This window comes from Paenarthrobacter sp. NPDC057981 (assembly GCF_042886835.1).
Classification (GTDB): Bacteria; Actinomycetota; Actinomycetes; order Actinomycetales; family Micrococcaceae; genus Arthrobacter.
The window spans coordinates 16,445-29,310 of sequence record NZ_JBHVQI010000021.1 but is presented as its reverse complement, the minus strand read 5'-3'; the positions used below and the strand labels follow the sequence as shown (position 1 = coordinate 29,310).

The 12,866-nt window shown below is 62.9% G+C and carries 13 protein-coding genes; 10 read left to right on the top strand and 3 right to left on the bottom strand.

Annotation, left to right across the window (positions count from 1 at the left end; all coding sequences use genetic code 11):
- The first annotated feature begins 84 nt into the window (after window positions 1-84).
- The 4 genes from ACFVSI_RS16895 to ACFVSI_RS16880 all read left to right on the top strand — a co-directional run bounded on the left by ACFVSI_RS16895 (window position 85) and on the right by ACFVSI_RS16880 (window position 3,884).
- On the top strand, window positions 85-477 hold the full coding sequence (locus ACFVSI_RS16895; RefSeq protein ID WP_262277192.1) for a MarR family winged helix-turn-helix transcriptional regulator: 393 nt from the start codon (window positions 85-87) through the stop codon (window positions 475-477).
- Window positions 478-634: 157 nt separating this feature from the next.
- Window positions 635-2,197, top strand: coding sequence for a M23 family metallopeptidase (locus tag ACFVSI_RS16890; protein ID WP_387826093.1), 1,563 nt, complete (start codon window positions 635-637; stop codon window positions 2,195-2,197).
- Between the two features lie 97 nt (window positions 2,198-2,294).
- Window positions 2,295-2,777 carry a glutathione peroxidase gene (locus tag ACFVSI_RS16885; protein WP_387826090.1) on the top strand — a complete coding sequence of 161 codons (483 nt, stop codon included), beginning with the start codon at window positions 2,295-2,297 and terminating at the stop codon, window positions 2,775-2,777.
- Window positions 2,778-2,918: 141 nt separating this feature from the next.
- The gene (locus ACFVSI_RS16880; RefSeq protein WP_387826087.1) at window positions 2,919-3,884 is read left to right on the top strand and encodes a phosphodiesterase; all 966 of its coding nucleotides are present in this window, start codon (window positions 2,919-2,921) and stop codon (window positions 3,882-3,884) included.
- Here ACFVSI_RS16880 and ACFVSI_RS16875 read toward each other — a convergent pair.
- Together ACFVSI_RS16875 and ACFVSI_RS16870 are read right to left on the bottom strand one after the other, a co-directional pair.
- Entirely contained in the window at window positions 3,862-5,277 is a 1,416-nt protein-coding gene (locus ACFVSI_RS16875; protein ID WP_387826084.1) for a stealth conserved region 3 domain-containing protein, read from the bottom strand. The genes ACFVSI_RS16880 and ACFVSI_RS16875 overlap by 23 nt on opposite strands.
- Window positions 5,278-5,499: 222 nt before the next feature.
- Window positions 5,500-6,420, bottom strand: a complete 921-nt coding sequence (locus tag ACFVSI_RS16870; RefSeq protein ID WP_387826080.1) for a hypothetical protein — start codon at window positions 6,418-6,420, stop codon at window positions 5,500-5,502.
- A gap of 146 nt (window positions 6,421-6,566) precedes the next feature.
- On the opposite strand from ACFVSI_RS16870, the gene ACFVSI_RS16865 reads away from it, so the two are divergent.
- Together ACFVSI_RS16865 and ACFVSI_RS16860 are read left to right on the top strand one after the other, a co-directional pair.
- Entirely contained in the window at window positions 6,567-6,866 is a 300-nt protein-coding gene (locus tag ACFVSI_RS16865) for a type II toxin-antitoxin system VapB family antitoxin (protein WP_018778077.1), read from the top strand.
- Between the two features lie 58 nt (window positions 6,867-6,924).
- Entirely contained in the window at window positions 6,925-7,569 is a 645-nt protein-coding gene (locus ACFVSI_RS16860; RefSeq protein WP_387826077.1) for a LytR C-terminal domain-containing protein, read from the top strand.
- 10 nt (window positions 7,570-7,579) lie between these two features.
- Here ACFVSI_RS16860 and ACFVSI_RS16855 read toward each other — a convergent pair whose 3' ends face one another.
- Entirely contained in the window at window positions 7,580-8,275 is a 696-nt protein-coding gene (locus ACFVSI_RS16855) for a TetR/AcrR family transcriptional regulator (protein WP_387826074.1), read from the bottom strand.
- Between the two features lie 123 nt (window positions 8,276-8,398).
- Here ACFVSI_RS16855 and ACFVSI_RS16850 point away from each other — a divergent pair, with 123 nt between their 5' ends.
- The 4 genes from ACFVSI_RS16850 to ACFVSI_RS16835 all read left to right on the top strand — a co-directional run bounded on the left by ACFVSI_RS16850 (window position 8,399) and on the right by ACFVSI_RS16835 (window position 12,819).
- Window positions 8,399-9,397 (top strand): LacI family DNA-binding transcriptional regulator, encoded by a 999-nt coding sequence (locus ACFVSI_RS16850; RefSeq protein WP_387826072.1) that lies wholly within the window; start codon window positions 8,399-8,401, stop codon window positions 9,395-9,397.
- Window positions 9,398-9,601: 204 nt separating this feature from the next.
- On the top strand, window positions 9,602-10,936 hold the full coding sequence (locus tag ACFVSI_RS16845) for an extracellular solute-binding protein (RefSeq protein WP_144661455.1): 1,335 nt from the start codon (window positions 9,602-9,604) through the stop codon (window positions 10,934-10,936).
- A gap of 36 nt (window positions 10,937-10,972) precedes the next feature.
- Entirely contained in the window at window positions 10,973-11,920 is a 948-nt protein-coding gene (locus tag ACFVSI_RS16840) for a carbohydrate ABC transporter permease (RefSeq protein WP_387826068.1), read from the top strand.
- A gap of 2 nt (window positions 11,921-11,922) precedes the next feature.
- On the top strand, window positions 11,923-12,819 hold the full coding sequence (locus ACFVSI_RS16835; RefSeq protein ID WP_387826065.1) for a carbohydrate ABC transporter permease: 897 nt from the start codon (window positions 11,923-11,925) through the stop codon (window positions 12,817-12,819).
- The last annotated feature ends 47 nt before the right edge of the window (window positions 12,820-12,866 follow it).

Genomic DNA, 12,866 nt, shown 5'->3' with positions numbered 1-12,866 from the left:
TATGACGTGTCATTCAATGACAAGGAATATGACGTGGAATTTTATGACGTGGATTTTAATGACTTGATGGCCTAGGATGGGGACATGGCAACGACGCGTGACCGCCAGCTGGAAGACCGGGAATTGGTTGAGCAGTGGCGCGACATCCAGAGCTCTTACTTCCGTACCGCAGGAGCAATCGACCGCGCCCTTGAGGCCAAATTCGATATCGGGCTGAACGAGTTCGAGATCCTGGACCTCGTGGCCGAGAGCGAAGAGTCGTCGTGCCGCATGAAGTCCTTGGGGGAGCGGACCCCGATGACCCAGAGCGCCGTGTCCAAAGTGGTGGACCGCCTCGAAAAAGCAGGCCTCGTCACCCGTCAGACCTGCGCCGAAGACCGTCGTTCGCTCTTCCTGGAACTGACCGAGGCCGGCCGCGCACTTCACTCAACCGCCGCCGTCGAACACCGCGCGCTGCTGAAGGAAAACCTGGGCTGACGGGCACCTGACAAATCTCAAGACATCTTGAGCAAAAACTGATCCAACCTTTCGCTGTACAGCCCCCGCGAAGCCTTTATTTCTGCTGGGATTCCCGCAAGAATGGTGCTTGCACGCCAGGCTGGGGTTTGGTGCCGCTGGCTTTGGGGAGTGTTTTGTGGGCAAGCATCATGAATCAGACCGGGCGATTGACCTGATCCGCACCGAAAAATTCCGTCGCGTTCTCATCGCCGGATGTCTTGCCGTTCTGGCCTTCTTCGCCTTCGGCTTCCAACCACTGACAGCCGTTCCGGCAGGATCAGTGAATCCGGTGACAGCCCAAGGTGTCGTCGGACCCACGGCATTGGGGAGCCTGACCCCGCCCGAGGCCGAAACCATGGTCATCGACCCCACCCAGGCACCCCCCGAGCAACTGCCCGGCACGCCTATGGTCTACTTTGACCGGGCGATGGTCCGGACGGTCAGCAAGGACGGTTCCACTGGCCTGACGGTTGCCTCGGCCGGCATGTCCCGTCCTCCTGCGGGCAGTCTCTACGCGCCCCTGGAAGTACTCAACCCAAGCTCCCCGTACGGTTACCGCTACAGCCCGCTGACGGGCTTGGCCGGCGAGTTCCACTGGGGCCAGGACTACGCGGCCCCCTGCGGAACACGGGTCTACGCGGCCGACGCTGGCGTTGTCCGCGCCGTGGGTTGGCACATCTGGGGCGGCGGCAACCGTGTGGAAATTGAGCACGGCAACGGCCTGGTCACCACCTACAACCACCTGCAGGACATCGGCGTCACACAGGGCCAGTCGGTCCGCGTTGGCGAAGTCATCGCCGAAGTCGGCACCACTGGCTGGTCCACGGGTTGCCACCTCCACTTTGAGACGATCGTCAACGGCCTCCACACCAACCCGAACGGCTGGACGTATCTGCCCATCAAGCAGGTGGATCCACTGCAAACCATGACGTTCGTGAACTACCAGCCAGGAGTTGGCACGGGCAGCTCCGCGCCGCAGTGGGCAGTGCCCGTGGCCGACGGCACCAACCGCGCGGTCATCGGCGGCGAGCACGAAGAAGAAGTCGCTCCGCCAGTCGTGGTCCCGCCAGTCACCTCTGTGGACACGCCTGGCCCGGTTGTCACTACACCGCCCCAAACCACGACGCCGGTGCCGTCACCGTCCGTAACGGCCACGCCGACGCCGACGGTCACCCCGGCTCCAAGCGTCACGCCCACCCCGAGCGTCACCCCGACGCCGTCGGTGACCCCCACCCCAAGCGTCACCCCGACACCGACGGTCACGACGCCGAGCGTCACGCCCTCGCCTACTACAGCTCCTGAGACCACGGTTCCGGTCGTGCCGCCCGTGCAGACCCCCGTCCAGGCGCCAACGGTCGAGGCGCCAGTGGTCCAGGCGCCAGCCGTCCAGTCCGCTGTCGCGCCGCCGCCGGCCGCCGTCGTCGAACCTCCTGCGCCGGTTGCTCCGGCCCCGCCAGCAGTAGCGCCCGCACCGGTAGCGGTGCCGGTGGTTCCCGCCGTGACGCAGCCAGTGGCGTCCGTTCCGACGCCGGTTGCCCCGGCCCCCGTGGCTCCGGCACCCGCACCCGTGGCGGTCCTGCCGTCGGCACTCCCGTTAGTGACGCTCCCGCCCGGTTACATCCTCATCGCCCCGGACCTGGTCCAGAGGCCGGACGGCGTGATCGTGCCGCTGTCCACGCTCACCGTTCCTACGCCCTGAAACGCCACAACCCCGGGCATTTTCGCGGCTCCAAGCCAGCTCCCGTAAGCTCGATGGCGGCGATCCCGCCAGCCGACGACGTCAGGAAGCGAATCCGATGACCAGCCTCTACAGCATTCCCATCACCTTCAACGATGGCTCCGAAGGCGACTTCGGCCGGTTCGAAGGCAAAGCCGTGATGGTGGTCAACGTGGCTTCCAAATGTGGCTACACCCGCCAGTACGCTGGACTGGAAGAGCTGTACGGCAAGTACCGTGGGCAGGGGCTGGAGATCCTCGGCGTGCCCTGCAACCAGTTCGGTGGCCAGGAGCCAGGCGCCGATGAGGAAATTGCAGAGTTTTGCGAGCGGAATTTCGGCGTGACGTTCCCGTTGACCAGCAAAGCGAACGTCCTGGGCAAGGAACAGCACCCCCTGTTCGCCGAGCTGACCCGGGATGACGACGGCCAAGCAGTGAAGGTGAAGTGGAACTTCGAGAAGTTCGTCGTCAACCGCTCAGGGGAGCTCGTAGGACGGTTCCCATCCGCAGTGGAGCCTGACTCCGAAGACCTCTTGAAAGCAGTGGAAGAAGCGTTGGCGTAAGCCGGCAGAGCTGAAAGGGAGGAAAGTAATTTTCCAACATTCCGCCGGGAGTTAGCCGGTTGTTGGCTTTCTGTCTGGTTGGATTGGACCTACTGGGGTTGACACGGGAGGCGCCGTCTCCCACCAAACGCTAAGGCAGCTATGGAGTTCATCGAGGCCGAATATCCCAAACCAGGTCATGTGCTGCTGCACTTGAGTGACCTTCACCTGGTGGGTGGTCCCGGCACGCTCTATGGCTCTGTGGACAGTGAAACCAGGCTCCAGGAGATTTGCGACCAGATCGTCGCCTCCCGGATCCGGCCCGAAGCCATCATTTTCACGGGAGACCTCGCGGACCGGGGCGAGCTGGAAGCCTACAAGCGTCTTCGCGACATGATCGAACCTGTCTGTGAGTCGCTGGGAGCCAGGGCCATCTGGGCCATGGGAAACCACGACGACCGGGCGAACTTCCGCGCTGCCTTCGCCGATGCCTCGGAGGCCAGCAAGCCCGAGGACCCAGTGGACCGCAGCTACTTCATCAACGGGCTTCGGATCATCACCCTTGACACCACGGTTCCTGGCTACCACTACGGCCAATTGTCGGAATCACAGCTGGACTGGCTGGCATCGGAACTGGCTACTCCGGCGCCCGACGGCACCATCCTCGCCCTGCATCACCCGCCGGTGCCCTGCGTGCAGGACCTCGCGGTCCTGGTGGAGCTGCGAGGCCAAGCCGCTCTGGCCGCCGTCGTTCGGAATACGGACGTCCGCACCATCCTGGGTGGCCACCTGCACTATTCGACGACGGCGAGCTTCGCCGGCATCCCGGTCTCGGTCGCCTCGGCCACGTGTTACACCCAGGATCTCGGGGTGCGCGCGGGAGGCCAACGGGGACGCGACGGTGCCCAGTCCTACAACATGATCCACGTGTACGAACACACGATCGTCCACTCTGTGGTTCCCCAGTCCGGCGGCGTCACTGTGGGTGAGCCTGTGGACGCGGAGGAAGTCCAGCGTCGACTGGCTGCGGCAGGCATCCGCATTCCACACGAGTCCCGGGTGGGCGCGCACACCTCACCCGGTACCTTGACGTCGTCGCTGCCGGTTACTTCTCCCAGGGTGCCTTGACAGGGAAGTATTTCTCCAGGAAGTCGGTCACCAGCTCGGCGCGTTCGTCCGCCTCGACCTCCGGGAAACTGCCGTCGTTCAGGCAGAAGAAGTCCATGTGGCGCTTGGCCAACAGCTTGGGCAGGTAGTGAAGTCCGGCCCACATTGTTGAATCCACGTAGCGGACCTTGGCCGCGGTTTGGGTCACTGCACGGCCGGTGAGCAGGGCGTAGTAGTGGTACAGCGAGTTGGTGACAGAGATGTTATCCGCGGCGCGGAAGCGGCTGGCTGCTGTCTTGGCAAACTCAGCTGGGAATTCCTTTTCCATCTGGGCCACTACGCTGCGACGCAACGGTGCAGCGGTGTGCTCCAGGTGGCGGGTGGTGATGCGGCCGAAGCGTTCCCAGAGGAGCTTGCGGTTCACCCGGGCCGCATTCTCAAAGCCACTGCGCTCGGCGTCGTTCTCGCCCAGGCCGATGCGGGTGTCCGCTTCAATGAACTTGGTGATGCCGCCGGGTGTGAAGAACATGTCCGGTCCCACAGGACGGCCGAAGAACATGTCGTCGTTGGAGTACAGGAAGTGCTCGGACAGGCCTTCGATGTGGTGGAGTTGGCATTCCACAGCCTGCGAATTGTGGGTTGGCAGGACCGAGGGATCGGCGAAGAATTCCTCGCTCCGAACGATGGTCACGGCCGGGTGGTCAGCCAGCCATTCCGGAGCGGGAGAGTCCGTGGCGATAAAGATCCGTCGGATCCACGGAGCGAACATATGAACCGAGCGCAAGGCATACTTCAGCTCATTGATCTGGCGGAAGCGGGCCTCGTGGTCATCGCCTTCGCCGAGGACAGCGCCGGCCTGCTGTGCACGGCGCGCCGCAATGTAGGCAGGATCGGTGCCATCAACCCACGAAAAAACGATGTCGACGTCGAAATCGATGTCGCTGGCGTGGTCTGCGAACATGTTCTCGATGGTGGGCCACGTCAGGCTATGCCGCTGTACGGTTCCACGGACGGCGTCCTGCCGCAGCAGGGTCCGACGCGTCAGGGAATTCTCCACCGGGAGTTCCAGGTGGTCGCCCTCGAACCTCCACAGCTCAAGCTGTACGCCGAGAGCCGGGCCGTACCAGAGGCCGCCGCCAACCTCGACCCGGGGCCGGTAGAGGCGGAAGATGCGGGCCTTCCGGTTGGCCGAGAGCTCTCCGTCGGCCACCAACACGGACGTCTTCTTCCTGGCGTCCACGGTCATGGCGTAGAAGGGTTCATTCCGGAACGCCTCAACAAGGGCGTCCCTGACGTCCTTGCGGGACTCCCAGTCGACGGCGATCACGGGCCGCTCATCATTACCGCGGACCAGGATGAAATCGATGCCTGCGGCATCCAAAGCTGCCCGAACCGCCAGGAGATCGGAAACCATGGCCTGTTGCGGGGTGAGGTCGGCGTTGACCAGGGCGTACCGCCCGCGGTGACGGACGACGTCGGACCTGTGCCTGAGATGCGCGACGACGGCAGGCGAGACCGCCTCCGCAATCGTGTCCTCTTCGACGGACGGGCTGCCGTGGTAAATCGGATCGACCTGTGCTTGTGTGATGGCTGTTTCTCCGGGATCGTCGGTGGTGCGTGTGTAGGTGGTGAAGCTCTAGATGGCCAGGGCCTCGCGCCAGCTGCGCAGGAACGCTCCGCCGGCGTCGTCGTGGATCACGTCGTCGGCAAGATCCAGGTCCGCGGCGGTCAGGATGGCGTACGGTTTCACCGGCACGCCGTCCGCAGGCCGGACATCCACGTGCTTCACGTCGTGATCGTTGTGGTGCAGCCAGTCTGCCATGGCGTAATCCGTCCGGGAATCTCCCACAGTGCGCCAGGAGCGCGGCGTGACGCCCTGGGCCGCGAGGAGTTCCACAGCGCGGCTGGCTCCCAGGTCCTTGCCAAGCCGTACAGACTCGATGTCCGTGGAGATGATGGTGGGATCCAGGCGGTAGTCCGCGGTGTCGTCGGATCCGGGAGCGTGGTGGTCCAGGATGGCGGCGTTGAGGCCGTGCTGTTCCATGATGCCCAGTGCGTCGGCGTCGAACAGCTTTTGCTCAGCCAGGTAATCGGCGCTGGCTACGTCCAGGTGCTGCTCGACGGAGACCATGGCGCGCTTTGTCTCGTCGAAGAACATGTGCGCCGAGTAATCCTCAGCCACGAGCCTGCGGATGTCGTCGCCGTAGGCCTTGGGAACGGAGAGTTCATGGTCCACGTGGATGGGGCCGGGCCCTTCCGCTGTGTAGCTGAACCAGACGGCGCCCTTCTCGCAAATCGCGTGGATCACCGTATTGGCGGGCATACCCGCGGCAATCATGGGTTCCATGACCTGCTGGGCGATGAAGGCGTCGGAACGGCCGGTGTTGAAGATGACCGGAATACCGGCCGAGGCGAGGGCCACCAGATCAGCGATGATGTCCGGCTTGACATCGCGCGTCACGGGGCTGGCGATGGGGCCATCGACATCCAGCAACAAAGCCAGTGCGGGCTCGGCGCGGGCAGCGGTCCGGTCAGTAGCTTGGAGCGGTTGGGTCATGCCCCTATTCTGTCAGTCCCGCAGAGTCCCCACACAGCTGTGACGTCTGTGACGCCCCAATGAAGGATAGTCACCTTTTGGCTACAACCTGCCTGTGCCGTGGGTCACAAGTTCCGTTAGGGCGGCATCTTCCATAGGCTTGCAGGGTGATCTTCAAAGCTGTGGGCGAGGGACGCCCGTACCCTGACCATGGATACTCCGCGCCGAGGGACTGGGCCGCGCTGCCCCCGCGCCCTGTGCGGTTGGACGATCTGGTCACCACCAAGCGGACCTTGGACCTGGAGGCGTTGCTGGCTGAAGACTCCACGTTCTTTGGAGATCTGTTCCCGCACGTGGTCCAGTACCAGGGCGTAATGTACCTCGAGGATGGCCTCCATCGCGCGGTCCGCACGGCGCTGCACCAGAGGACAGCAATCCACGCACGTGTATTGGTGATCGATGGTTAGGGTGTCCGGGCCGGATCAGATCGAGTCCCGGGCAAAAAAACGTAAGCGTCCCAAGGATGTGACGCAGTTGCACGGCCATCACGTGGTGACAGGGCCGGAACTCAGGGCAACGTTTGCCGATGACGTCCCGGTCCGACGCGGCAGATTCGGGCGCCGCTTGTTCCACGGAATCGTCCTGGTCTTGTTGCTCGGCGTGATAGCTGCCGGTGCGGTAGGCGCCTGGGCCATCATGAACGGCGTCATCAAGGTGCCGACGGCGATTGCCAGCAAGGCGCCTTCCAGCCTCTGCCCTTCCACCACCTTCGACTACGTGCCCAACGAGACCGTCCAGCTCAACGTCCTCAACGCCACCTCGCGCAGCGGGCTCGCGGCAACTGTGGCTGACCAGTTCACCGCGCGTGGCTACAAGGTAGCCTCCGTGGGCAACAGCGACACCGCCTATTCCGGCATTGGCGTGGTGGTGTCCGGGGTCAAGGGCCAGGGGGCTGCCTTCAACATCCAGCGCAACCTGACCGGCACTGACTACTTCCAGGACAACCGGGAAGACGAGTCTGTGGATGTGATCATCACGCCGGGCTATGAGGGTCTCGTGGAACCACAGTTGGTGGACCAGACCCCTGGCAAGCTCATGTGCCCGCGCGAGGAACTGCGGATCGCCGACAACTCCAAGTGGCCCATCATTCCCACGCGGCCTGCCGGCTGACACACCGGCGTCAGGCCGTTGCCGTCGCGGTGGCCAGCAGGATCGGCCTGCCTGCTTCGTCAAAGCGTGCACCGGCCCCGAGCTGGATAAAGCGCACGGTTTGAGCGGTTTGCGCCTCTTGCGCGGCAAGAAGCCCGACGTCGGAGGTTGCGGACGGCGCGGAAGTCTCGCCGTCGGGCGTCCGGTTGCGTCGTGCGGCGCTGGCCGACAGCGTTCCGTGGATGAGGCGCGCGAGCTGGGCAACATCGGTGTCCGGAAGGTAACCCTGCTGCACCCCATCCTGGAGGATGTCCTGGAGCAGGGCATTGAGTTCGCCTACGTGGTCTGCGAGCTTTGCGAAGGAACCGGGGGAGAGGACGGCGGCCATTGCCGGCCCTGGAGGCAGATGGCGGCGGCTGAGGTCCTCCACCTGCGCCCGGACGTAGAGTGCCAGGCGATCCACCGGGTTGTGAAGTGCCGCCAGTGAGTCGCGAAGGTCCACGAGGAATCGTTCGGTCTCATCCAGGGCATAGGAGATGAGGAGCTGCTCCATGTCCGCGTAGTAGTTGTAGACGGCTGTCCGGCCAACGCCCGCGTGCCGGGCAACATCGGTCATGGTCAGTCCGGGCAGGCCATGGGTGAAGAGGAGTTCGCCAAAAGCGGTGAGAATCCGACGTTGGGTCTCGGCGCGTTGGGCAGCGTTCGTGGCGGCCGTGATCCTGGGCATATAGACACTTTACAGCGATCTGTCAGCAAACCGGGTCACGGCGCGTAAGCTGCCTGACCGGACGGTAACATCGTGGAAAACCGGGAAACTGGAGAACCGGAAAACTTGCAGCAAGGGGGCGTCTTGCGCGCAACGGTCAAGGACGTGGCGCGCCGCGCGGGGGTCTCACCCAAAACGGTCTCGAACGTCATGAATGGAATCGTCCCGGTGAGCGGACCTACGCGGCTCAGGGTTGAACGGGCCATGCAGGAGCTGGACTACGTCCCGAATCTTTCGGCGCGGGGACTGCGAAACGGCCGCTCAGGCGTTATCGGCCTGGCTCTGCCGAACCTGGGCACACCGTTCTCCGCGGAGCTCGCCCAAAGTGTCGTCGAGGTGGCCCATGCGCAAGGTTGGAGCGTTCAGATCGAGGAGACGGGTTCCGATCCGCATCGTGAGCAGGAGCTGATGACGCGCGCGCGGGCCAACCTGATCGACGGATTGATCCTCAACCCCGTGGTGCTTGATGAGAGCGCCGTACGGGTGGGTGTGGCACTGCCTCCTGTGGTCTTGCTGGGTGAAGTTTCCCAAGAGCTGGCCGACCGGGTTTTCGTAGACAGCTTCGCCGCAGCCCGGGACATGACCCTGGCTCTCGCCCGGCCCGGCCGTCGGCGCATCGCGGTCCTGGGCATCAACCGGGGAAGGAAATCCGCCACCGCCATTCAGCGCACACAAGGGTATGAGGCGGCACTGCAGTCCCTGGGCATTCCGCGGGACGAGTCGCTGATGATCGCCTGCGAAGAATGGACTCCGGCCTCCGCGGCGAAGTCACTGATGCGGTATCTGGACAGCAACCCACTGCCGGAGGCGATCTTCTGCTTCACTGACTCGATGGCCCTGGGTGCCCTGAATGCCCTGTGGAAGCGGGGAGTCCGCGTTCCGGAGGACATCGCCGTGGCGGGTTTTGACGACATTGCTGACGGCCGGTTCGCCGTGCCGCCACTTAGTACGGTGTCCGTGGACAAGAGGGCGATTGCCGCCGAGGCGTTGCGCCTGCTCACTGAGCGTATGACGGACAGGGCTCACCCGCAGCGCATTGTGGCTGTTCCCTACACGATCGAAGAGCGGGCCAGCAGCCGCTGAAGTCGCTCCAGCAGCCGCTGAGGTTGCTCAATAAGTAAAATTGTTCGCGCTAACAATTTCTCTTGCCCTGCCTATTACAACGATGTAATGTGAGAGCTGCGTCACCCCTGGGCCACCTTTTACCCACGCGAGGGGACGTACCGGAGCCGGACTTCAGTGCAGCAGTGTGTTTCCTTTCAGCGGACCCTTCCAAAGGAGTGACGGGTGAAGCAGTTTGAATCATTGACCGGGAGAAGTATGTCCCGGAGACAGCTCTTGACGGGCTCGGCGCTGCTTGGCGGCGGGCTCTTGGCCACGGGCCTCACCGGCTGTGGCGGCGCAGCAGGAGCAGCATCCACGCCGACCATCAACTTCTGGCATCTCCTCTCCGGAGGAGACGGCACCAAGATGCAGGCCATGATCGCCAACGCCAACAACGGGAATCCGGGCTTCAAGGTCCACCCCACGGTGTTGGCCTGGGGTGCGCCGTACTACACCAAGCTCGCCATGGCATCGGCAGGCGGTCGTCCGCCGGAAGTGGCCATCATGCACGCAAGCCGCGTTCCCGGATATGCTCCCGGTGGCCTCATTGAGCCCTGGGACTTGGGCCTGCTGGCGGAGAATGGCATCACCCCGGAGAACTTTGCACCGCGCATCTGGGAAAAGAGCCAGCAAAACGGAAAAGTGTTCTCCCTGGCACTGGATTCCCACCCTTTCATCATGTTCTACAACACGGACATCGCCGGTAAAGCCGGTCTGTTGGAAAGCAATGGCCAGCTGCGCGATGTGAGTTCGCCGGCGGAGTTCAAGGCCGTGGCCCTGGAGATGCAAAAGGTCACCAAATCCCACGGTTTGTCCTTCGGCTACCTGAACCTCGGCTCACAGATGTGGCGCCTGTTTTACACGCTCTACAAGCAGCACGGTGCCGAAATTGTCCTGACTCCGGGCCAACCCATGCAGGCCAACCGGGACGCAGCCGTAGAGTCACTGGAGTTCATGGCATCGCTCTTTGACGACACCATCGCGGCCAAAGGCAACGACATCAACACCGGTATCGCCGAGTTCGTCCGCGGCGACTCGGGCATGCTCTTCAGCGGTGGCTGGGAACTGCCCACCATGAAAAAGGCAAAGCTGCCGGTTGACGCGCTCACCATTCCCACTCTCTACGGGACGCCCGCTTCCTACGCCGATTCGCATTCGTTCGTCCTTCCGCGGCAGCTCGCTGTTGACGAGGAAAAGCGCAGGGACGCCTACAAATTTGTCAGTGACATCCTCAAAGGCTCGTTGTCATGGGCCGAAGCAGGCCATATCCCGGCGTACCAGCCCGTGGTGCAGTCACAGGCTTACAAGGAACTCACCCCGCAGGTCCATTACGCCAATGCGGCTGAGATCATCTCCTACGACCCCGAGGCCTGGTTCAGTGGATCCGGTTCGGACTGGCAGAACTACTTCGCCGAGTTCATCCAGAACGTGCTGCTGGGACGCAGCAAGGCGCAGGACGGATGGGACGGCTTCGTAGGCCGCACCAACGACCTTCTATCCCGGCCCAACCCGGTCTGACCGGCACCCGCACACCGAGCGACAAAGGAGTCATTCATGAGTTCCTCTACTGTGTCCCGGCAGACCAGCCAAGCACGGACAACAACTGCACCCGGTATCAAAACCGGCCCCTCCCTGCGCAGGAGCAGGGACAACGTGAGCGGATGGGCCTTCGCAGCCCCGTTCCTCGTGTTCTTCCTGGTGTTCCTCGTCTGGCCCATTTTTTACGGGTTCTACATGAGCCTGACGGGCAAGTCCCTCACCGGCGCCAACGACGCCCTCATTGGTTTTTCCAACTACTCCGAGGCGTTTGCCGATGCCGGGATGTGGCGTTCCCTGGGCAACACGCTCTATTTCACGGTGATCAGCACAGTGCCGTTTGTGCTGGTTGCGCTGGTCATGGCTGCGCTGTTGAACATCGGCCTGCCGGCCCAGTGGCTCTGGCGGCTTTCCTACTTTGCCCCGTTCCTTCTGGCGTCCACGGTTGTCTCCCTGTTCTTCGTCTGGATGTACAACCCGCAGCTTGGCCTGATCAACGATTTCCTGTCCAAGTTCGGCATCCCGAAGGTCGGGTGGCTCAACGACCCCAACGTGGCCATGTGGTCCATCGTGATCGCAACGCTCTGGTGGACGGTGGGGTTCAACTTCCTTCTCTATCTGGCGGCCATGCAAAACATTCCTGCCCAGCACTACGAAGCGGCCTCGCTGGACGGTGCCGGCGCGTGGCGGCAGTTCTTCTCCATCACGCTGCCGCAGCTCACCCCCACCACGGTGATGATCGTGCTTCTTCAGATCCTTGCTTCGCTGAAGGTCTTTGACCAGATCTACCAGATGACCTCCGGCGGCCCGGGTGGATCTACCCGTCCCGTGGTCCAGTACATCTTCGAAACCGGGTTCACCGGATACCGGCTGGGGTACTCCGCAGCCATCTCCTACATCTTCTTCGGACTGATCGTGCTGGTTTCCGCCTTGCAGTTCGTCGTCACCCGTCGCAGGAGCGCATAGCCATGGCAAATACAACCCTCACCCGTTCCATCCCACGTACCGGTTCCGGCCAGGTCCTGCGTCAGCCACGCAAGAAGCTGACTGTGGGCAAGGCGGCCGCCGTCGTGGTAGCTGCAGTCCTCGCAGTTCTCTGGTTGGTTCCCTTCGCCTGGGCGACTGTTACCGCCTTCAAATCCGAAGCGGATGCCTCGGCGTCGAAAGTCAGCTGGTTCCCGCCGTCGGGCTTTACCTTCGACGCTTTCGCCAGCGTGTTCCAGGCCGGCAACATCCCGCTCTGGACGTGGAACTCGCTCTACACTTCGGCGGCCATCACCTTCATCACCCTGGTGATCTCCGCCCTGGTGGCGTACGCGTTGTCCAGGATCGAGTTCAAGGGCAAAAAGGTGCTGATGATCGCCATCATCGCCAGCATCATCGTGCCGCCACCGGTGCTCATGATTCCCCTTTTCTACCAAATGCTTGCGTTCAAGATGATCGATACGCCGTGGGCCATCGTTCTGCCGCAGGTGATCCATCCCGCCATGGTGTTTGTCCTCAAGAGGTTCTTCGACCAGATTCCGCATGAACTCGAGGAAGCAGCCGTGATGGACGGTGCCAGCCGGCTCAGGATTTTCCTGCAGATCATCCTGCCGTTGTCCCGGCCGATCCTGGCCGCCGTCGCCATCTTTGTGTTCATCGGCGCGTGGAACAACTTCCTGTGGCCGTTCATCTCCACCAACGATGACGGTCTGCTGACCCTTCCCGTGGGACTGCAAACCATCAAGAGCGCCTACGGCGTGCAGTATGCGCAGAACATGGCGTCGGCACTGCTGGCCGCACTGCCCCTGATCGTCGTCTTCCTGTTCTTCCAGCGCCAGATCATCAAGGGCATCTCCACCACCGGCCTCGCCGGAACCTGACCGATACCACCGCCTACCAACAGTTTCAGAACACAACCAAGGAGATT